At 68.2% G+C, this 19,275-nt stretch carries 19 protein-coding genes and 2 pseudogenes; 9 read left to right on the forward strand and 12 right to left on the reverse strand.

Features of this window, described 5'->3' with window-relative positions:
• Positions 1–126 precede the first annotated feature (126 nt).
• A pseudogene (locus AB1460_RS15620) lies at positions 127–480 on the forward strand (VWA domain-containing protein); the annotation flags it as partial.
• An 87-nt stretch (positions 481–567) separates the two neighbouring features.
• Here the strand turns inward: AB1460_RS15620 and AB1460_RS15625 are convergent.
• On the reverse strand, positions 568–1,320 hold the full coding sequence (locus tag AB1460_RS15625) for a response regulator (protein WP_420497282.1): 753 nt from the start codon (positions 1,318–1,320) through the stop codon (positions 568–570).
• Positions 1,307–2,551 carry a MacS family sensor histidine kinase gene (gene macS / locus AB1460_RS15630; protein WP_368962135.1) on the reverse strand — a complete coding sequence of 415 codons (1,245 nt, stop codon included), beginning with the start codon at positions 2,549–2,551 and terminating at the stop codon, positions 1,307–1,309. Before macS ends, AB1460_RS15625 begins: the two co-directional genes overlap by 14 nt.
• Before the next feature lie 133 nt (positions 2,552–2,684).
• Here macS and AB1460_RS15635 point away from each other — a divergent pair, with 133 nt between their 5' ends.
• Together AB1460_RS15635 and AB1460_RS15640 are read left to right on the forward strand one after the other, a co-directional pair.
• Positions 2,685–2,987 carry a YiaA/YiaB family inner membrane protein gene (locus AB1460_RS15635; RefSeq protein ID WP_368962050.1) on the forward strand — a complete coding sequence of 101 codons (303 nt, stop codon included), beginning with the start codon at positions 2,685–2,687 and terminating at the stop codon, positions 2,985–2,987.
• A 226-nt stretch (positions 2,988–3,213) separates the two neighbouring features.
• Positions 3,214–5,247, forward strand: a complete 2,034-nt coding sequence (locus tag AB1460_RS15640; protein WP_368962052.1) for an MDR family MFS transporter — start codon at positions 3,214–3,216, stop codon at positions 5,245–5,247.
• 63 nt (positions 5,248–5,310) lie between these two features.
• Here the strand turns inward: AB1460_RS15640 and AB1460_RS15645 are convergent.
• Positions 5,311–5,412, reverse strand: a pseudogene (locus tag AB1460_RS15645) (short-chain dehydrogenase); the annotation flags it as partial.
• A gap of 1,006 nt (positions 5,413–6,418) precedes the next feature.
• On the opposite strand from AB1460_RS15645, the gene AB1460_RS15650 reads away from it, so the two are divergent.
• Positions 6,419–7,204 (forward strand): N-acyl homoserine lactonase family protein, encoded by a 786-nt coding sequence (locus tag AB1460_RS15650; RefSeq protein WP_368962053.1) that lies wholly within the window; start codon positions 6,419–6,421, stop codon positions 7,202–7,204.
• Positions 7,205–7,210: 6 nt separating this feature from the next.
• On the forward strand, positions 7,211–7,576 hold the full coding sequence (locus AB1460_RS15655) for an FmdB family zinc ribbon protein (protein ID WP_368962055.1): 366 nt from the start codon (positions 7,211–7,213) through the stop codon (positions 7,574–7,576).
• 194 nt (positions 7,577–7,770) lie between these two features.
• Here the strand turns inward: AB1460_RS15655 and AB1460_RS15660 are convergent, their stop codons facing one another.
• Positions 7,771–8,139, reverse strand: a complete 369-nt coding sequence (locus tag AB1460_RS15660; RefSeq protein WP_368962057.1) for a nuclear transport factor 2 family protein — start codon at positions 8,137–8,139, stop codon at positions 7,771–7,773.
• A 234-nt stretch (positions 8,140–8,373) separates the two neighbouring features.
• Between AB1460_RS15660 and AB1460_RS15665 the strand changes: the two genes are divergently transcribed.
• Positions 8,374–9,267, forward strand: coding sequence for a helix-turn-helix domain-containing protein (locus tag AB1460_RS15665; protein WP_368962059.1), 894 nt, complete (start codon positions 8,374–8,376; stop codon positions 9,265–9,267).
• A 207-nt stretch (positions 9,268–9,474) separates the two neighbouring features.
• On the opposite strand, the gene AB1460_RS15670 is transcribed toward AB1460_RS15665, so the two are convergent.
• The gene (locus AB1460_RS15670) at positions 9,475–9,888 is read right to left on the reverse strand and encodes an ATP-binding protein (RefSeq protein WP_420497283.1); all 414 of its coding nucleotides are present in this window, start codon (positions 9,886–9,888) and stop codon (positions 9,475–9,477) included.
• A gap of 258 nt (positions 9,889–10,146) precedes the next feature.
• Between AB1460_RS15670 and AB1460_RS15675 the strand changes: the two genes are divergently transcribed.
• Positions 10,147–10,953 (forward strand): exodeoxyribonuclease III, encoded by an 807-nt coding sequence (locus AB1460_RS15675; protein WP_368962061.1) that lies wholly within the window; start codon positions 10,147–10,149, stop codon positions 10,951–10,953.
• A 966-nt stretch (positions 10,954–11,919) separates the two neighbouring features.
• Here AB1460_RS15675 and AB1460_RS15680 read toward each other — a convergent pair.
• From AB1460_RS15680 to AB1460_RS15690, 3 genes are all read right to left on the reverse strand, one after another.
• The gene (locus AB1460_RS15680; RefSeq protein ID WP_368962062.1) at positions 11,920–12,204 is read right to left on the reverse strand and encodes a ribbon-helix-helix protein, CopG family; all 285 of its coding nucleotides are present in this window, start codon (positions 12,202–12,204) and stop codon (positions 11,920–11,922) included.
• Positions 12,197–12,349, reverse strand: a complete 153-nt coding sequence (locus AB1460_RS15685; protein WP_368962064.1) for a hypothetical protein — start codon at positions 12,347–12,349, stop codon at positions 12,197–12,199. Before AB1460_RS15685 ends, AB1460_RS15680 begins: the two co-directional genes overlap by 8 nt.
• Before the next feature lie 776 nt (positions 12,350–13,125).
• Positions 13,126–14,544, reverse strand: coding sequence for a serine/threonine-protein kinase (locus tag AB1460_RS15690; RefSeq protein ID WP_368962065.1), 1,419 nt, complete (start codon positions 14,542–14,544; stop codon positions 13,126–13,128).
• A 736-nt stretch (positions 14,545–15,280) separates the two neighbouring features.
• On the opposite strand from AB1460_RS15690, the gene AB1460_RS15695 reads away from it, so the two are divergent.
• A complete protein-coding gene (locus tag AB1460_RS15695; protein WP_368962066.1) occupies positions 15,281–15,829 on the forward strand; it encodes a fibronectin type III domain-containing protein in 549 nt (182 codons plus the stop codon).
• 67 nt (positions 15,830–15,896) lie between these two features.
• The gene (locus AB1460_RS15700) at positions 15,897–16,196 is read left to right on the forward strand and encodes a DUF1697 domain-containing protein (protein ID WP_368962067.1); all 300 of its coding nucleotides are present in this window, start codon (positions 15,897–15,899) and stop codon (positions 16,194–16,196) included.
• 173 nt (positions 16,197–16,369) lie between these two features.
• On the opposite strand, the gene AB1460_RS15705 is transcribed toward AB1460_RS15700, so the two are convergent.
• The 4 genes from AB1460_RS15705 to AB1460_RS15720 form a co-directional block, all read right to left on the reverse strand.
• Positions 16,370–16,663: a ribbon-helix-helix protein, CopG family gene (locus AB1460_RS15705; RefSeq protein ID WP_368962068.1), complete on the reverse strand. Its 294-nt coding sequence runs from the start codon at positions 16,661–16,663 to the stop codon at positions 16,370–16,372.
• Positions 16,656–16,856: a hypothetical protein gene (locus AB1460_RS15710; RefSeq protein WP_368962069.1), complete on the reverse strand. Its 201-nt coding sequence runs from the start codon at positions 16,854–16,856 to the stop codon at positions 16,656–16,658. The genes AB1460_RS15705 and AB1460_RS15710 overlap by 8 nt, the downstream gene beginning before the upstream one ends.
• Positions 16,857–17,117: 261 nt before the next feature.
• Positions 17,118–17,693, reverse strand: a complete 576-nt coding sequence (locus AB1460_RS15715; RefSeq protein WP_368962138.1) for an HhH-GPD-type base excision DNA repair protein — start codon at positions 17,691–17,693, stop codon at positions 17,118–17,120.
• A gap of 203 nt (positions 17,694–17,896) precedes the next feature.
• A complete protein-coding gene (locus tag AB1460_RS15720; protein WP_368962071.1) occupies positions 17,897–18,817 on the reverse strand; it encodes a carbon-nitrogen hydrolase family protein in 921 nt (306 codons plus the stop codon).
• Positions 18,818–19,275: the final 458 nt, after the last annotated feature.

Genomic DNA, 19,275 nt, shown 5'->3' on the forward strand with positions numbered 1-19,275 from the left:
TCCCCCGTCCCTCGGCTCTGCATCAGCACCTCCTCGACATCCTCGATGTCGACCCGACCCGGCCACCTTGAACCGAAACCGGGCCGGTCAACGCATCGCAACCCCATGTGCGGAAGACAGGTCTAGCTCGGCGGCGGCACCGACATCGACCGGGCGGTCAGCTACGGCGCGAGCCTGGTGCGCCGGCCCACCGACACCGTCCTCTTCCTGATCAGCGACCTCATCGAGGGCGGCGACCAGTCCTCACTGATCGCCCGGCTGCGGAACCTGGTCGACGCCGGCGTCACCGTGGTCGTGCTGCTGGCGCTGTCGGACGACGGTGCGCCCGCCTATGACCACGAGCTCGCCGCGACCTGCGCGGAACTCGGCGCACCCGCCTTCGCCTGTACCCCGGACCGCTTCCCCGAGCTGCTCGCCACCGCCCTGCGCAGGGAGGACGTCAGTCGATGGGCCGCCCTCCACGGTTTGTCCCACGGCTGACGGCGTATGGCAGCCGGCGAGCTGCGGGCGTGCTGGGCCGGAAGACTCCCGCGAGACTCCCGCGCCTGCTTCGGCTCTTCGGCCTGCTCAGGATGCGTCGTCGTAGCCTTCGCGGACGGCGAAGCGGGTCAGTTCGACGCGGTTGCGCAGCTGCAGCTTCGCGAGCACGTTGTGGACGTGGTTCTGGACTGTCCGGTGCGACACGCTCAACCGGCGCGCGGCGTCCCGGGAGGACAGGCCCTTCGCGACCAGTCTGAGCACCTCGATCTCACGCGGGGTCAACCGTGGCGCTGGCGGCGAGCCTGCCTCCGAGCGCGGGCCCTGATCCCGCGCCGCCCGGGCCATGTCCCCGAGGACGAGCGCTGCCAGTCCCGCGGTGAAGACAGCCGTCCCACGCGCCGTGCGCCGGACGGCGTCCACGAGCTCCTCCGGCCTGGCGGACTTGAGCAGGTATCCGGATGCCCCGGCGCGGACCGCGTCCAGAACGTCGGCCTGCTCCCCGGAGGCGGACACGACGAGGACCGATACCGGGGCGCCGGTGAGCGGGTGCGGTGCCTCGGCCGACCCGACCAGAGCGCGGATCACCTCGACGCCCGAGCCATCCGGCAGCCCCAGATCGAGAACGACCAGGTCAGGTCGGGTCGCGGCCAGGACACGCAGCGCCTGCGCGACCGAACCCGCGGTGCCGACGACCGTGAACCCCGCCTCGCCCAGGTCCCGACTCAGTGCCTCCCGCCACAGCGGATGATCGTCGACGACGACCACCCTCGTCGTCCTGCCCGCCGCGCCGCCGGTGTCATCCGGGTGGTCCACCTCGTCCGTGCTGTCAGCGCGGGACACGCAGCTCGACCTCCGTTCCCTCTCCCGGACGGCCGGTGATCACGACGTCGCCGCCGAGTTCCCGGATCCGTCCGCACACGGACACCGCGAGCCCGAGTCTGCCTTCCGCCGCGGCCCGCACGACCCGCCCCGGTGCGATGCCGATCCCGTCGTCGCGGACCGTCACGGCCACCGAGTCGCCGTCGTCCTCGAGCAGCAGCCACGCCGAGGCCCCGGGGCCAGCGTGGGCGGCCACGTTGTCCAGCACCGCGCGGACGGCGGCGACAACCTCGACGGCGTGATCCGCACGCAGCTCCACAGGCGCTCCCGGTGTGGAGACCGTCACCGGCCCCCTCCGCAGCGGCTGTGGCAGCGGTGGTGGTGTCCGGGCCGCCTCGGTCAGCAGCGGTCCGAGATCCACCCCGGCTGCGGCCGGCCCGGAGAGACCACTGTGCCCACGGCCACACGGCCCGCGGCCCGGCGGGCGTTGCGCGACGGGCGCCTGGGACGCGCCCGGAGTGCGCAGCAGATCGCGCAGCGCCGACTCCTGGCCCGCGGCCAGCCTGGCCACCTCGGCCGGGGAAAGGCCACGCGGCGCTTCGCGCGCGATCAGCGAGAGGACCTGCAGGACGCTGTCGTGGACGTTGCGGGCCAGGCGTTCCCGCTCTGCCTTCCCGGCCTGCACCGCCAGCACCTGCGTCAACGCCGCCTCGGCACGGATGGCCGTCCGGCTCAGGTAGCCGACGATGGCCCCCGACAGGACGAACAGGACCGCTGGCCGGATCGACACGTCGTCCACCGATCCGCGCGCGGCGACGGACGCCGCGGCCAGCGTCACACCGCCGATGATGCCCCCGGCTGTTCCACCCGCGAGCGCAGCGCTGAACACACCGCTCCCGGTCCACAGCGCGGGCAGAACGTCCGCCGATCCATCCGGGCTCACGACATCGGTCGTCATCATGATCGCTGTACATACCGCGACGTCGGCGACGACGAGCGCCGTGCGCACCCGCGGCCGTCGGCCGTCGGAGGCCGGGGCGAAGAGCGAGATGACCACCGACCAGACCACCAGCACGCCGAACCAGACGATGCCGTTCACCGGATGCGCGGTCTGCCCGACATCGCGGCCGACCGTGACGACCGCGTAGAGCACCGTCGCCAGCCGGAACACGGCGAGCGACCGCCACAGTGCCCCGCGCACACCCTCCGGCCCGCGAAGACGGTCGGATCCCCGCAGCATCCGCAGCGGCATGCGCACCGGGCAAGTGTTGCAGGAAGTCCCGGTTGGTACGACAACGCGTGGCCCCGCGAAGAAAGCAGCCCCGCGCGGAAAGATGAGTACGGCGACTCAGGTCAGACAGCGCCGGCGGCCCCAGGCTGGAGATGTGACCACTACCAAGCCTCCCGCCCCGAAGACGACGTCCGCGTTCATGGTGCAGGCCGCTCTCTCCTTCGCCGTCTCGGTGTCGGCGGTCGCCTACGCGATCGCGCACCTCCCCGGGGACGGGTGGATCCGCGGCTTCCTCACCATCGGCATGCTCTACGTCGTCACGTCGACGTTCACGCTCTCCAAGTGCGTCCGTGACCATCAGGAGGCGTCCGCCGTCGTCAGCCGGGTCGACCAGGCCCGGCTGGAACGGCTCCTCGCCGAGCACGACCCCTTCCGGCAGCCTGGCCAGCTGCACTGACCACGGTACGTACACATCTGAACTCGGTTTAATTTCCTGTGTCGCGGAGAGGAAGGCTGGGCCCAGAGCCGCACACAGCGGACAACGCCCAGGCGGCACCCGCACAGGAGGCGACGCGCATGCTCACATCGAGGCCACCGAGGCGGACGGCCCGAACCGGATCTGGCCGGCGCACCAGCCGCCTGGCCTGCACGCACCCGGCGCCGGCAGCCTCCGTGGTCGAGGCGTGAGCGCCACGGACCTCCACGAACGCCCGGCCGGCCCGGCGGAGGAGGAAGGGGCGCCGTCGTTGCCGCGCGCCCAGGTCAATCTGATCTTCGGCACGATCCTGCTCGGAATGCTGCTCTCGGCGCTGGATCAGACGATCGTCTCGACGGCGCTGCCGACGATCGTCAGCGATCTCGGCGGAGCCGGCCACATGAGCTGGATCATCACCTCCTACCTGCTGGCCGAGACGATCGCGACCGTCCTCGCCGGCAAGTTCGGCGATCTGTTCGGCCGCAAGCGGATCTTCCAGCTCAGCATCATCATCTTTGTCGTCGGATCGTTCTTCTGCGGGCTCGCGAACACCATGCCCGTGCTGATCGCGGCCCGCGCCGTACAGGGCATCGGAGCCGGCGGCATTCTCGTCACCGCCCTGATCGGTGACGTCATCCCGCTGCGTGAGCGGGGGCGGTACCAGGGCGCGCTCGGCGCGGTGTTCGGCCTCACGACCGTGGTCGGCCCGCTGCTCGGCGGTCTGTTCACCGACCATCTGTCGTGGCGCTGGGCGTTCTACATCAACATCCCGATCGCGGTGGTCGTGATAGCGCTGGCGGCACGCACGATCCCCGGCCGCATGAGCGTCGGACGTCCCAAGGTCGACTATCTCGGTGTCCTCTTCGTGGCCCTCGGAGCCAGCGGGCTGACGCTTGCCACCGCCTGGGGCGGCACCGAGTACGCCTGGGGATCGGCCACGATCATCAGCCTGTTCGCCGGTTCGGTACTCGCCCTGGGACTCTTCGTCCTGGTGGAGCTGCGGGCAGCCGAACCGATCCTGCCGATGCGGCTGTTCCGGAGCCGGGTGTTCGCGACCGCGTCCGTCCTCAGCTTCATCGTCGGGTTCGCGATGTTCGGCGCGCTCACGTTCCTGCCGTCCTACCTGCAGTACGTCAGCGGGGCGTCGGCGACCATGTCCGGCGTCCGGACGCTGCCGATGGTGCTCGGGCTGCTGACGACCGCCATCGTCTCCGGTCAGGTCGTCGGCACCACGGGCCGGTACAAACCGTTCCCGGTCGCGGGCACCGCCGTGACCGCACTCGCGCTCTTCCTGCTGTCCCGGATGAACGCGGACACCCCCGTCCCGCTCCAGTCGCTCTACATGCTGATGCTCGGGGCCGGCATCGGCCTGTCCATGCAGATCCTGACGATCATCGTGCAGAGCACCGTCGACTACCGCGACCTGGGCGCGGCGACCTCCGGGGTCACCTTCTTCCGCACTCTCGGCGGGTCGTTCGGGGCGTCGATCATGGGCGCCGTCTACGCCAACAGGCTCGGCGACGTCCTCCCACCGGCGCTGGCCGAAGCGCAGGTGTCACCCGGGGCTGTCACCAGCCCCGCGGCCGTGCACAGCCTCCCGGCGGGCGCCCGGGCACCGGTCATCGCCGCCTACGCCGAGGCCGTCCACACGATCTTCCTGTGGGCTGTCCCGATCGCCGTGGTCGGCCTGGTCGTCGCCCTGCTGCTGCCCCAGGTCACCCTGCGCGGGACGGCCCGCGAAGCCGTCCGCGGCCCCGGCGAGGGCTTCGCGATGCCGGCGAGCCAGAGCTCCGACGCCGAGCTGGAGACACTGATCAGCCGCCTCGTCCGGCGGAACCGGGAGGCGGTCGGCAATCTCGTGGCCAGCTCCGGAGCGGGGGTCGACCTGCCCACCGCCTGGGGGCTGCTCGGCGTTCAGCTACGCACCCGGCTGCGCGACCACCCGCCGCGGCAGCGGGACATCGAGCGCCGCCTGCGCATCCCCCACGGCGTGCTCACCTCGTTCTACGACGGCCTCGTGGCCGAGGGCTACCTCAGCCGGGACGGCGAGCTCCTTCTCCTCACCGACCGTGGCCGCACGGCCGTCGTCACACTCGGCGACGCGTGGACGTCCTGGCTGTCGGAGCAGCTCGTCGAGTCCGACAGCGAACGCGCGGTCATGGACGCCCGGGTCCGCGCGGCGATCGGCCGCATCGCCCGGCGCCTCATGACCGAAGATCAGCCGGACCTCACCCCGGCCTGACGACCTCACCCCGGCCTGACATCCAGACCTGACACCCAGGCCCGACACCTCGGCCGGAGGTCGCCAGGGCAGCGGCTGCCCGTCGCGGAAGAAGCCGCCGGTGGGGCCGTCGTCGGAAAGCAGCGCGGCCCACACGACGCCGGCGGCGCCGTCCGCGACAGGACGGCACGACTGTGTCCCGTGCGCGCCGATCACCCGGCAGTCGCACCGCACTCGACGTTATCCGCGGATTGTTGAGACCAACCGACCCGGATGCCGTCGCCAAGGTCCTGGCCGAGATGGACACCGGTCGACTCATCGGGCAGCCCGTGGCCGTCGCATGTTCCCTCCGCGGCGCCGCAGGCACCTTCTCGCGTCGTTGGCGTAACGGGGGTCTGATTCTCGATGGTCGTAGCCTGACCTGACTCCCTTCCCTTTGGCGTGGAAACCGAGCCACGCGTCTGCCTTCTCGGCTCGACGTGGAGCAGGTACGCGATGTCCGGGGCGCCGAGGGGTTCACCATCGCGGCCTGCCTGTTCAGAATGCCGGCAAGGACCCGCCGTCGTGGCGCGAGCCGCCGGCCCGCATCCCTGGATGCCGGGAGTGACCTGCTGGCTGCAGTTGCAGGACCGGCCGCGCCGCCCACCCGCTGGATCGCGGCCCAGCCGCCGCCGTTGACATGTGAGGGCGCTCACCTCTACGGTCCCTATAGTCCCAATTATGGATAGTAGTTCATACATGCGAACTATAGTGGGCTGTAGTAGGCGCTAGCAGCTCACATCGCGCGATGTCGTGAGAGGGGCCGTGCGGGTGGCCAGATCGTTCGGATGCCGAGAGCCGATCGCCGCCGTCGTCGACCTGGCGCTCACAGTCACCGGATGCGGCCCGCCCCCGCCGGTAGCGGAGGCGGGCTTCGAACTCGTGACGGGCACCGCCCCTGCTCGTGCCCTGCTCGTGCGACAGATGGGTGATCGGTCCACGCGGTAGGGGCAGCCGTGAAGGCACCTCCCCCACCGACCTGCGCTTCGACCAGATCCGCTCGAGCACCGTCAGGATCATCGACATCCGGGCGAAATGATCATCAGCTCGGCGGTTGGGACATACCAGCTCGACGCGGCCATTCCTGATCCGTGGAGCATTCATCGTTCCGACCAGCCACCGCATTCATGACCTCCTACTGAAGGAAACTCTGGTGATCTCCCCGGGAAATGCGACGAAGATGTGGGCGTTACACGGCCCGACGATGACCCTTGATGCCGGAATAGTCATGGTCGGTGGCGCTGGGACAGTCACGATTCCCGACCCCTGCTATGTGATCAGGCATCCCCGGGGTCTCGTCCTCTTCGACACCGGTCTCGCGCCTGAGGCCCAGCAGGACCCGGTCGCCGTCTACGGCGACCTCGCCCTGCATGTCGGCATGAACTTTCCCGAGGACCAGAAGCTGGACAACCAGCTCGCGGCCATAGGGTTCGGGCTGAGAGACATCACCCACGTGGTGTGCTCGCACACCCACCTTGACCATACCGGTGGTCTCCACCTGTTCCCGCACGCGAAGTTCTACGCCGGCGCCGGAGATCTGCGCTATGCCTTCTGGCCCGACGCCCTCGACGCCGGGCTGTACCGACGGCACGACCTCGAGGCGACCCGCGGCTTCGACTGGACTCATGTCCACAGCGATCTGGACCTGTTCGGCGACGGCTCGATCGTGATACTGCACATGCCTGGCCACACACCCGGGAACCTCTCCCTCCTGGTCCGCCTGACCGGGACGACGTTCCTGCTGACGGCGGACACCGTGCACCTGAGGGCCTCGCTCGACAACATCGTTCCGGCGCCTGCCGACTACAACAGTTACGACGCGAAGCGCTCGATCGAGCGGCTCGCGCACCTTCGCGACAGCCTCGACGCGACGGTGTGGATCGGCCACGACCCGGAAGACGCGAAGGATTTCTCGTTCGCGCCCTACGCCTACGAGTAGGTTGCCATGGCCATACTTGTCGACTACCAGTGCCTAGCGTGTGGCGGGCGCACCGAACGCTGGGTGGAGAATCCCGCACCGGAAAATTCCACCTGCCCGGCGTGCACGTCCCCGGCTCGCCGGGTTTTCGGCCTCGGCGGAATCGGAAAAGCCGAGGGAGGCGCTGGTTCCGAACCGACTGCAACCCAGGATCCGAATTTTCTGTTGAAGAACTCGCGTGTGCCAGGAATATGTCACATGCATCCGAGCGCCGCGCGGCGCTGGGCGGCCATGGCTCGAGGCGACCAGCGTGCGGTCGATCGCGAGATCGCCTATCAGGAGGCAGCGATCAGCGCGGGCACCCTGAGCCCGAGTGACGCATTCACTCACTGAGGGTCCGACCGGTTCACCCACGGGACCGCGACACGGGTATGCGTGGAGTCGAGAGACGTGACGTACGGATCAGGATCTTCCAGCGACTCGGCTACAACCTGGCTGATCCCGGGGCCGCGCCGGAACTCCCACCGGCGCGGCCCGCCCTCATCAACAATCGCAGCCTTCTACCCGGGCCCTCTGATCCACCGGGCTCAGGATCCGGCCGGCGCCTTGTCAAGGAAGCCGAACACCTTGGTGATACGACCATCGGCGCCGCGTTCGATCACGTCGAATCCGACGACAGGCGGTTCGGCGCCGGCCAGGCCGAGACTCCAGGTGAAACGGGCCTGGTCGTGGTGGCCGTCGACCGATCCGACCAAGGTCATCGTAAGGCCCGGGAACTGGCTCTGCACCGCGCCGATCATCGCACTGACTGCGTCGCACCCCTCTGCGGCAACGATCGGGTCGACGTACTGGACACCAGGAGCCAGGATCTTCTCCACAACAGCTCTCCGCATGGTCGGGTCGGTCTCGTTCCAAGCCGCGAGGTAATTCAGCGCCAGGGTCTCGAAGTCGTCCACGGGTGGTCCTCACTCTCAGACACGGTGTTAGATATGCCGCCGACGTCATACGGAAGCTCGAACGCCTGGGACCAGACCAGGAACTCCAGATCCCGGGTGGCGGACATCGCTGCCCACCATGAGGTCCCGGGCCGTTTCGGCGGTGGCCGGCTCGATGCTGGCGACCGCGGCGCGACCCGTCGATTACCTGCGAGGTCATGGCCGACCTCGTGGCATCACCCTTAGGGTCGTGGCATGGCCCTCCCCCGCATGCATGACCAGCCCGTGGGGGTCCTGCTCCGTGGATGGCGGGAACAGCGCCGGCTCACCCAGCTGGGCCTCGCCGAACGCGCCGGTGTCTCGACACGCCACATCAGCTTTGTGGAGAACGGACGGTCCCGGCCCACCAGAGAAATGATCTTGATGCTGGCCGAGCAGCTCGACGTGCCACTTCGGGAACGTAACCAGCTGCTACTGGCCGGGGGCTACGCACCGGCCTATTCGGAGCATGATCTGGCCTCGCCTCCGATGTCAGCAGTGAGTGAGGCGATCAACCGGGTGCTCGCCGGCCTTGCGCCACTGCCCGCGGTAGTTGTCGATCGGCACTGGGAGCTCGTCGCCGCGAACGACTCTATCTCCCTGTTCACCGCGGGAGTGGCGCCCCGACTGTTGGAACCCCCGGTCAACGTGCTCCGACTCAGCCTGCATCCCGATGGCATGGCCCCACGCATCTTGAACCTACCCCAATGGAAGGCGCACCTACTCGACCGGTTGGCACGACAGGCAGAAAAGTCCGCGGATCCTGTTCTTCTGGACCTCCACGCCGAACTTCACACCTACCCTGCGCCCGGTGGTGGGCGCTTTCGGGACCGCGACGTCAACGGCCGCCATCGCCGGTCCGCTGCGAACGGGATGGCCAGCCGCGACACCAGCGACAGGGAAAGGATGGATTCTCAGCCAGAACTCTGGGCAGCAAACACGATCGTCGTTCCGATGCACTACAAGTCACCCCGAGGTGACCTTGCACTCTTCACCGCCACCACGGTGTTCGGTACTCCCACCGACGTCACCGTGGCGGAACTCGCGATCGAGACCTTCTACCCGGCTGACCCCACCAGCGCCAATCTGCTAAACGCATCCCCGCGCTGACAGGCGACAGCGGGCGAGCGGCAGACACCGACCAAAGCGAGGCAACACAGCGCCCCTCAGTTGTCATCCGCAGGCTTGGCTGCCGGTCTGGCTGCCAGCGCGTGATCCGCTCAGTCCCATCGCCCACCAGGCCCGACAGCTCGACGATGTCAGGTCGCCGGATCCGCGCGAGCGGCCGGGGAGCTGGGCGACAGAGGTGGGGATCGGCTACTCGCCACGGTCGCCGCGCCGTTTCGTCAGCTCGATCGCGACTCGCTGGCCCGGCCCGGTAGAGCTGCCGACCTCGCCGGCCAGCGCGTTCAGCATGGTCCAGGCGAACGTGTCCTTCGATGGCGGCTCGCCGTCAGAGCTGTCGACCGAGAGGGTCACCCTCATGAAGCCTGGAGACAGCGTGACGACGCACTCCAGGGCCGATCCCGGGACGGCGGAGACCAGCAGCAGGGCGGCGGCCTCGTCCACGGCGATCCGCAGGTCCTCGATGTCGTCAAGGGTGAGGTCCGCCCGCGCGGCCAAGGACGCGGTCGCGGTGCGCAGGACGACCAGGTAAGCGCCGGCGGCGGGAACACTGAGCTGCGCGACGTCGAGCAGGCCGTCACCGTGGCCATCGCCGGTCTCGCTCACGTACTCGGCTCGGGATCGCATCGCGCCGGGCACGGACGACCCTCCGCGGACCCGGACTTCGCAGCCGCCAAGGTCCGCTCAGGCCGGCGTCGCCGTCGTAGCTCCGAGATGAACGTCAGCATCGAGCCTCATGTGGGAGGACCGTGCTCCACCGGTCCGTCCGACCCCAGTTTACTTGTCCAGGGCACTGCCCGAGGGCGGTGGTTGCCAGCCTGCTTCCATGGTGGACAGGGCGACGGACGAGGAGGCCGGGGCACTGTGCTCAGGGTGGCGACGGTCAATGTGAACGGCATTCGCGCGGCCAGACGGCGAGGGATGGGTGCGTGGCTGGAGGCCCGGTGCCCGGACATCCTGTGTGTACAGGAGGTGCGCGCCGACGACGCGGTGCTGGCGGACTCGGTCGGGTCCGGCTGGCACATTGTCCATGAGGCGGCGGCGGCGAAGGGTAGGGCAGGGGTCGCGATCCTGTCCCGGATGGCACCCACAAGCGTCCGCGCAGGGCTCGGCGAATTCACCGGCGCCGGTCGATGGGTAGAGGCGGACTTCGCTCTGGAGGGCGATGCTCTGGAGGGCGATCCCGGGCTGCTGACGGTGGTGTCCGTGTACGTACACACCGGCGAGGCGGACACACCCCTGCAGGAGGAGAAGTACCGCTTCCTGGCCGCCATCCGAGAACGCATGGCAAAGCTGGCAGCCGACGGCCGGAACGTGCTTGTGTGCGGCGACCTCAACATATGCCACCGTGAGATCGACCTGAAGAACTGGAAGGGCAACCTGAAGAAGGCTGGATTCCTTCCTCCGGAACGAGCCTGGCTTGACCAGCTGTTCACCGAGGATGCTTTCGTGGATCTCGTACGGAATTTCGCAGGAGAACAGCCGGGCCCCTATACATGGTGGTCATGGCGAGGTCGGGCCTTTGATACTGACGCCGGCTGGCGAATCGACTATCTAATATCAAGTGACCACCTGGCCGGGCGGATCCTGACCGCCGCCGTGGATCGGGCGCCGGCCTATGATCAACGCTGGAGCGACCACGCGCCGGTGTATGCCGATTTCGACGTGTAGTTACCGCGAGACGCCCCATGTACCCCACGATCCCTCGCCCCACATCGTCTGATTCAGAGAGATTCGGCAGTCGTTCGCGTGGCCGCCGTGGGAGCGCACCCGCGCGCGCTCATCCGGTCCGCCTCGCCGAGTGTGAGTTCCCACGGGAAGGTGTCGAGCTGCCGGCCGCCGGTGTGGGGCTCGTGCGGCTGCCAGGTACCCGGTCCCATGAGGATGCGGGCTCCGGCTTCCCTGAGGTCGGTGACGCCTCGTTGGACGGCGAAGTAGGCGGTCAGGGCTGAGTTGACGAACAGCAGGACGACGACCGGGACACCCGCAGCCCGAATACCTCGGCCAGGACGCCCAGGGCGTAACAGCCCCCTCCTCGCTTCCGTCCCTTTCCCCATCGTCGGTTCACGGGCGACCGGCTGGGCGGTTTCTCACAGCAGCCAGGGGCAAGTCACCGTATACGCGATCTGCGCGCCGTGAGCCGTCACGGGTCGTAATTTGTTTACGGACAGATGCGGCCCGCGGCAGCGCCGAGTGGCGGTACCCGCGGTCTGTCCCGTGAGGTACCGCCACTTGATCGTGTCAGGTGAACAGCGGCTTGACCTCAGGACGCTGGTCCGGGCCCGCGGTTCGTCGCCGGGAGGCGGAGGCTGTTGACGGTGAGGTCGAGGATGCGCGCGGCCCGCGCCTCACCGTCACGCGCCGGTCGATACGCCACAGAACACCGAGCTGCAGCAGGACGTCCTCCGGGTCGACTCCGGCCTTTAGTGAGCCCTCCGTCGCCCTGGCGTCGGGCAGGACGGCGATGGCCCGGACGAACGGTTCGTAGAACTCGTCGCCGGCTCCCCCGACCGTGCACCTGTCCGGTCGACAGAGCGGCCCCGCCCCTTCAGGGATGGCCTGCGGTTCTCGCTTCCAGTAGTTGCCACTGGTGTGGGCCGTTTTCCGCCCTCCTGCGGGCTGTTTGCGGATTGCAGGTCACGCTGATTCGCGGAGAACCCTGCGCACAATCTCTTCGACCTGCTCCACGCTCACGGCAGGAGCCTCGGGGCTCTGCACCGCCCGGGCGGGGATGCGCCGGACCAGAGCCGAGGTCGGCAGGTGCTCGGCGGCCGCGCGGGCCTTGAGAGCCTCCGCCAACGACGCGGGAACCCGCACGGACACGACGGCCTGCTCGGCTTCCACGGCCTCCGCTTCGGCAGCCTCGGCCGCGTACTCGGCTCGGATCGCGTCACGCCGGGCACGCCTGGACGAATCAGTCACCGCCGCCATCCCCTTCCAGGCAGTCCCGAAGATCGCTTCCGGGGGTCTTTCGCGCGGTGATCCCAGCCTCGTCGATCGGATCAACGATCACGATCAGCACGAACCCGGCGCTGCGCAAGTACCCGATCAGGCGAGCCGCGCCCATCCTGCTCCACGGGTCCGGATCACGAATGATCCTCCGCGGATCGTTCACAGCCTCCAAGGTCCACTCAGGTTCGATGTCGGTCGCGCCGGAATAACGATCAGACCGATGTCGGATTTACTCCGCGTCCTTCTGGTCCCATCAAGGGCCGTCCACCACAAATTACAGTGTCACACATCTACTCACACGGGTGAACGAGCGCTGGACAACGACTACATCGAGTCAGCACAGCGCCCGACACAGCCGCGCGACCCTGGCCATCCAGCGGACACCGTGCGGGCAGGATGGCGAGTTCACTCACAAACTTGCAGGTCAGGCCGTCGCAGCCTTCGCCGCATCCTTCATCTGCCTCCTGCCGACATCATCGCGTGGCATGTTACGTCGTGCCGTTCCGTAGCTGATTCTGGCGTTCTGTTCAGATTTACGGTGCCATAACCTGGTTCCACAGAGATCAAGATTTGTTCTGACCTGTGAAACCGGTGGTTCGGGGCCAAGGGTGACCAGAGAGCGCCAGAACGGCCCGGTGCCAACGTGGTGCCGCCTGGTGCCCGAGGAACCAGCCCCCACTGCCCCCACCCCGCTACCCCCGAGCCGGAGGACAGCGACGGTCGCCAGGAGGGGCCGAAAAAGCCCGCGAGACGGGGGGGCAGCTACCCCCTACCAAGGGCACCCGATACCGGCTTCAAACACGAGACGTTGCGACAGTACCGTTTTAGTCCACGCGGAAAATCACACCTCCATGAAAAGGGTAAATATTAGCTCCAGCACCTTTTCTTGCCCTACCGGCGGCAGGCGCTCAGCATCGCCTCGATCCCGCTCTCCGAGGTGCCATGGAACTCCCACAGCCGGAAGGTCTCCACAGGCCGGCGGCGGCCCTCTCGATGTTCGATCTCCAGCACGTTGTCGCGAACACGCACGTCGGCGATCTCACTCCACGGCAGACGTAGATCGTCGGGAAACCGTCGGCACCTGATCCCGTCCGGGCCGATGGTCAACAGGCCAGGCCGGACGATCGGAGGAATCAGGGCGGCGGTCCAGACCGCGAACACGAGCGACCAGAGCGCGGCCGGTACGACCGCCCAGGCAGGCAGATCGAGGAAAGCCTGGGCGATCCAGGGAACAGCCGCTCCGACCGCGGTGCCCACGGCCAGGCCGACGCCGATGGCCCGTCCGAGACGCGACTCCCCGTACTCGACCGTGCCGCCCGCCCCCGGCGGCCCGGTCAGCCCTGCCGGCCCGGTCAGCCCTGCCGGTGCGTCGGCGGACTCGACGTTCCGGACCGGCTGGCCGGGTTCGACGGGCGGGGCGGCAGCCCAGCTCGCCGTGCCCCGCACGGGAGCAGGAACAGCGCCGGCGGGGGCCGCGGCGAGCACGGCGAGCACGGCGACCAGCGCCTCGTGCGCGTCCTGAGCGCCCAGCCGGACGTCGGAATCCTTGTCGAGCAGGGAGAGGATCGTCGCGCCGAGCGGCCCTGCCCGTCGGGGCGGTTCCGGTTCGTGGGAAAGCACGGCGGCCACCGTCGCGGCCTCGTTCTCCCGGGCGAACGGCGAGACTCCCTCCGCCGCCGTGTAGAGGGTGGCACCGAGGGAGAACAGGTCACTGGCCGGCATTGCGCGGGCTCCGGAGAAACGCTCGGGCGCCATGTAGGCGAGCGTTCCGAGCGGGCTCTGAGTGGCCGTGGAGTGGGATTCCAGGACGGCCACGCCGAAGTCGACGAGAACGATCCGGCCGTCGTCGCCCAGGAGGATGTTCGCGGGCTTGACATCCCGGTGCACGATGCCGGCCGCGTGCGCCGCGACGAGAGCGTTCAGAACCGCCAGGCCGACCCGGGCGACATCCTCGGGGGCAAGCGGACCCTGCTGCCGGACGACCTCCGCGAGCGAACGTGACGGAACCCACTCCATCACGATCCACGGCAGGTCGCCCTCGTGGACGACGTCGAGGACGGTCACCACGTTGGGGTGGTCCCGCAGCAGGGCAACAACCTTCGCCTCGTGGACGACTCGCGCGAGCAGGCCGCTCGGCTCCGGGTCGGTCACCGCGGCGTTGAGCCGTATCTCCTTGACCGCGACGTTGACGTCGAGCAGCTCGTCCACCGCGCGCCACACCGTCCCGTACGCGCCGGCGCCGAGTCGTTCCGCGAGTCGGTAACGGCCGGCGACCAGACGATCCGTCGCCCCGTGCGGATCGGTAATCACAGCATCCCCAGTCAGCTCACACCCCGCAGTTTTCTCAGGCTTCGCGGCCTGCGCAGACGGTGCTTCCGGTGTCGCCGCGGGCCGATTCCATCATGTCCCAACGACGCGGCCGGGCGCGGCGAATATCCGGATGTCGGGGATGAGGATCGCGCAGCCTCCGGATGATTGTCCGCGTGAACCGCCGTAGTATCACCGCTGGGGACTATAGCTTGGATCTCCGCGATGGCCGCGTTCCGCCGCGAGGCCCGACTGGTGTGGAAAGGCGTCCATGGAGCCGAACCCCTCGCCGCGAGACGACAACCTGCGGTTTCGGTTGGCCGTTCTCACCCACGACCGGATACGGCGATCCGGTTCGCTTCTCTTCGGTGGCGCGGGCCGCGGGTTCCGCCGCTGGTGCGCCCTGCCGGTGGCGGTACTGACTGTCGCGGCGACGGGTGCGCTGTTCGCTGTCGACGCCGGGAACACCAACGCGGCGCGGGCTCACCCAGTGGGCAGCCCATCCGACTCCGCGACCGCGCCGGCGGACCTCCCGGACGGCCTCTCCGCTCCGGAGCGCGCTCCTACCGGGCGAGGTGATACGTCCACGTCGGGTTCTCCCGGAACGTCGCGACCCGGCTCGGCGTCGTCCTCTCCCTCAATCGCTCCGCCACAGCCGCCACAGCCGCCACAGCCCGAGCCGACACCGGCGCCCCGCCCCGGGCCGGCCGGTCCCGAGGCCGGTTCCGCCGAACGGGTGATGCCGTCGCCGGCCACCGGCCTCACCGCCGAACCCGGTGACGGCCGAGCCCGGATCTGCTGGAATCCCGCACCGAACGCCACCGGCTACGTCATGTACCACCGGGACGTCACCACCGGCGAGAGCTGGTATCGGGTCCCCTACCCCGTCACCGACACCTGCAGCACCGTCACCCAGCTCACCAACGGCCACACCTACGAGTTCAGGGTCCGGTCAAGCAACGCCAACGGCGAGGCCGACTACTCCGGAACGGTGCGGGCGCGGCCGGCCGGCACGATCCCGCCGCCGGCCACCGGGCTCACCGCGGCCCCCGGGAACGGCTCCGCCCGGATCTGCTGGAATCCCGCACCGAACGCCACCGGCTACGTCATGTACCACCGGGACGTCACCACCGGCGAAGGCTGGTATCGGGTCCCCTACCCCGTCACCGACACCTGCAGCACCGTCACCCAGCTCACCAACGGCCACACCTACGAGTTCAGGGTCCGGTCAAGCAACGCCAACGGCGAGGCCGACTACTCCGGTACCGCCGCCGCCACGCCCGGCTGACCCGGGTTGAAGGCAGCGTCGCCCGGCACCGGTGGTGAGTTAATCACCCGGCAGCTTGAGGATGACCATGGCGACGTATGCGGCACTGCTTCGGGGCATCAACGTCGCTGGGGAGGCCAGGGTCCGCATGCCCGACCTTCGGAGGATCTTCGAGGACCTCGGTAACCGCGACGTCCAGACCTACCTGCAGTCGGGAAACGTGGTCTTCTCCGCGCCGCCGGATACCGGCGACGCTCCGGAGATCGCCGCGGGCCTCCGCCGGGAGATGATCTCGGACCTCGACGTCGACGTCCCCATCCTGCTGCGCACCGGCGCCGAACTCACCGCGATCGTGGCGGCGAAGCCCTCCGAAAAGCGCGAACCGTAGGTCAGACGGCCTGCTCCTTGGCGGCGGCCTTCATCTGCTTCGTGCCACGGCGTAGTCCTCCGACCTGCTCCTATGCGGTCAGAATGCCGCCTGACCTGCGGTTCTCGCTTTCAGTAGTTGCCATTGACGTGGGCCATTTTCCGGCATTCTGCGGACTGTTTGCGGACCACAGATCACGCTGATTCGCGGAGGACCCTGCGCACAATCTCTTCGACCTGCTCCACGCTCACAACAGGAGCATCGGGGCTCTGGACCGCCCGAGTAAGAATGCGCCGGACCAACACCGAGGTCGGCAGGTGCTCGGCCGCCGCACGGGCCTTGAGAGCCTCGGCCAACGAGGCGGGAACCCGTACGGACACGACAGCCTGCTCTGCTTCGACGGCCTCCGCCTCGGCAGCCTCGGCCTCCTCGGCTGCGTACTCGGCTCGGATCGCGTCACGCCGGGCACGCCTGGACGCATCAGTCACCGCCGCTCCCTCCCTCCAGGTAGTCCCGAAGATCGCTTCCGTGGGTCTTCCACGCGGTGATCCCAGCCTCGTCGATCGGGTCGACGATCACGGTCAGCACGAACCCGGCACTGCGCGAGTACCCGATCAGGCGAGCCGCGCCCGTCCTGCTCCTCGGATCCGGGTCACGAACGATCCTCCGCGGATCCTTCACAGCCTCCAAGGTCCACTCAGGCTCGATGTCGGTCGCACCGGGATAACGATCAGACCGACGCCGGATGTACTCCGCGTCCTCCTGGTCCCACCAAAGGCCGTCCACCACAACTTACAGTGTCACACATCTACTCACACGCGGGAAAGATCACTGGGCGGCGACCACAGCGAGTCAACACGGCGCCCGACACAATCGGACGACCCTGTCCGCCCAGCGGACTCCGTGCGGACAGGACGGAAATTTCGTCCACAAACCTGCAGGTCAAGAGACTGCGGTCTTCGCCGCAGCCTTCAGCTGCTTCTTGTAGTCGCGGACCTTGTCGCGACTCTGGGGGTCAACGATGTCGGCCACCGAGAGGTAGCTTCCGGCATCACCGAACGGAGCGGTGGCCTCCTGCCAGCCTGGCGCCTCGACGCCGAGCTGCTTACCGAGCAGCGCCACGAAGATCTTCGCCTTCTGGATCCCGAAGCCGGGCAGTGCGGCGACCCGCTTCAGCAGATCCTTGCCATCCGCGGCACCCGTCCACACCCGTGCGGCGTCGCCGTCGTAGCTGTCGATCACAATCTGGCAGAGCTTCTGGGTCCGCTGCGCCATCGCCGCCGGAAAGCGGTGCAACGCGGGCTGGATGGAGAAGACCGCTGCCAGCTCCTCCGGATCCATCCCCGCCAGGTCAGCCGCATCCAACGAACGGCCAAGCCGTCGCGTCAGTTCAAACGGCGCGGCGAACGCCCGCTCCAACGGGATCTGCTGGTCCAGCACCATCCCGATCAGCAACGCCAACGGGTCGTCGGTCAGCAGCTCGTCCGCTTCGTCGATCTGACTCAGATGCAGTCCCACGCCTGCACCGTAGCTGACCGCGCCGCGATGGCCGGCGAGCAGCCGGTCATCGCTCCGTCGCCGTGCTGACAGGACCCAACCTGGGCTGCGGCCACGTTCGAGATGCTGCGCGGCCAGGGCCATGGTCTGCGCCACCACAACCTGACGGGCGCGAGGCCACCTCTGATGCTGAGCGTCACCAGGGGACGGGCCTGGTCAGCCGGTCACAGCCGAGTGCGCTGCGTGGAACGGACGTCGTGCACGAGGGTTCCGCTGTGGAGCACATCTGCCATCGCGCGGGCACGCCAGGCAGCGGTGGAGTCGTAGAGCGCGGCGTCGGTGTCGATGGTGGAGATGAGCACACCGCTCCGGTTACGCGGCAGCCGTCCGGTGACAACGCCGTCGGCACGGACGAAGAAGGCACCCCAGCAACTCTCCCGGGCGGAGGAGTTCGGGCAACTGATCCAGACGTGGTTGGCCGCTGACGCCGCGGTCATCATCGCCGGCATGGTGATACCGGCGTAGGTGCCACCGGGATTGAGTCGCTGCAGGTCCTCGCCCACGGCGGCGCGGATGGCCGCCACTTTCTCGGGCGTCATGTGGGCAGCGTGGTAGGAGTGGAAGACAAGCTGGACGCCGTGGCGCTTGTACTCGCGATAGAGTTCCGGATACCGGTAGTCGTGACAGATGAGCGCTCCGCACCGAACACCGCTGATCGTGAAAATGCTCGGGTGGTCGCCGGGCGTGTAGTGCGCGAGGTCACCAGTGCTTTCCGCCGGGTCGCCGGAGCAGAAGCGTTTGTCGTAGCGGTCGACGATGCTACCGGTCTCATCGATGACGTAGAGGCTGTTGTGCGGTTTATGATCACCGGTGAGCCGGTGTGTCGAACCGAGCACGACCCACAACCGAAGCTCGCCAGCCAGTGCCAGGATCTGCGTGGTGACACGGTCGAGCAGCCGCCAGTCGAATCCCTCGTAGCTCGGGAGGTCCGCGCCCGCGTAGCCCGACAGGCATGCCTCTGGAAAGTGCGCGACGTCCGCCCCCTGCTTCCGCGCATGCCGCATCTGACGCATCACGTATCGGCCGTTGCGTGCGATGTCGACGTCCACCGGGAACTGGCACGTCGCCACCGTCAGCCTAGACACAGCTTTCGAACTCCAGTTGAGCATCCATGTCCTAAGGCATCGGTGGCGTACAGGCTGATAGGAAGCGGTCCCAGCAGCCGGTACACGAGCCAGAACAGCGATACGGCCTCTTGCTCAGGGTCGGGCTCCGGACGCAGGTGCCCGTCGCACCGAACCGCGCGCAGATCCTGAGCCGCGCCGTCGAGCAGCGAGCAGCGAGCAGCGAGCACAAACCGTCACACAGGGCGTCAGAACCGTCTATGAGACGTTCGACTCGCCCGGCGGAGATCTGCTCCGACCGGAAATTCGAAAGATGCGTCCGCGCGCTGTCCAGAAAGAGACATGGCGGAGTCCGGAATCTGTACTAGGTACGCGTATCGCTCGACAGGCAGACTGACTGTCAGCCGAGACCTTCTCGCCGGGGCATAAACGGCGGAGAGTTCGACGGCCTTCCGGTCAACCAACAGCGAAAAGGTGAG

This window comes from Parafrankia sp. FMc2, assembly GCF_041008525.1.
In the GTDB taxonomy this organism is placed as follows: Bacteria; Actinomycetota; Actinomycetes; order Frankiales; family Frankiaceae; genus Parafrankia.

Coding starts and splice junctions, on each gene's coding strand:
- macS (WP_368962135.1), bottom strand. CDS start 2,551: ATGCCGCTGCGGATGCTGCGGGGATCCGACCGTCTTCGCGGGCCGGAG.
- AB1460_RS15655 (WP_368962055.1), top strand. CDS start 7,211: ATGGCCATACTTGTCGACTACCAGTGCCTAGCGTGTGGCGGGCGCACC.
- AB1460_RS15665 (WP_368962059.1), top strand. CDS start 8,374: ATGGCCCTCCCCCGCATGCATGACCAGCCCGTGGGGGTCCTGCTCCGT.
- AB1460_RS15685 (WP_368962064.1), bottom strand. CDS start 12,349: ATGGGCGCGGCTCGCCTGATCGGGTACTTGCGCAGCGCCGGGTTCGTG.
- AB1460_RS15695 (WP_368962066.1), top strand. CDS start 15,281: ATGCCGTCGCCGGCCACCGGCCTCACCGCCGAACCCGGTGACGGCCGA.
- AB1460_RS15700 (WP_368962067.1), top strand. CDS start 15,897: ATGGCGACGTATGCGGCACTGCTTCGGGGCATCAACGTCGCTGGGGAG.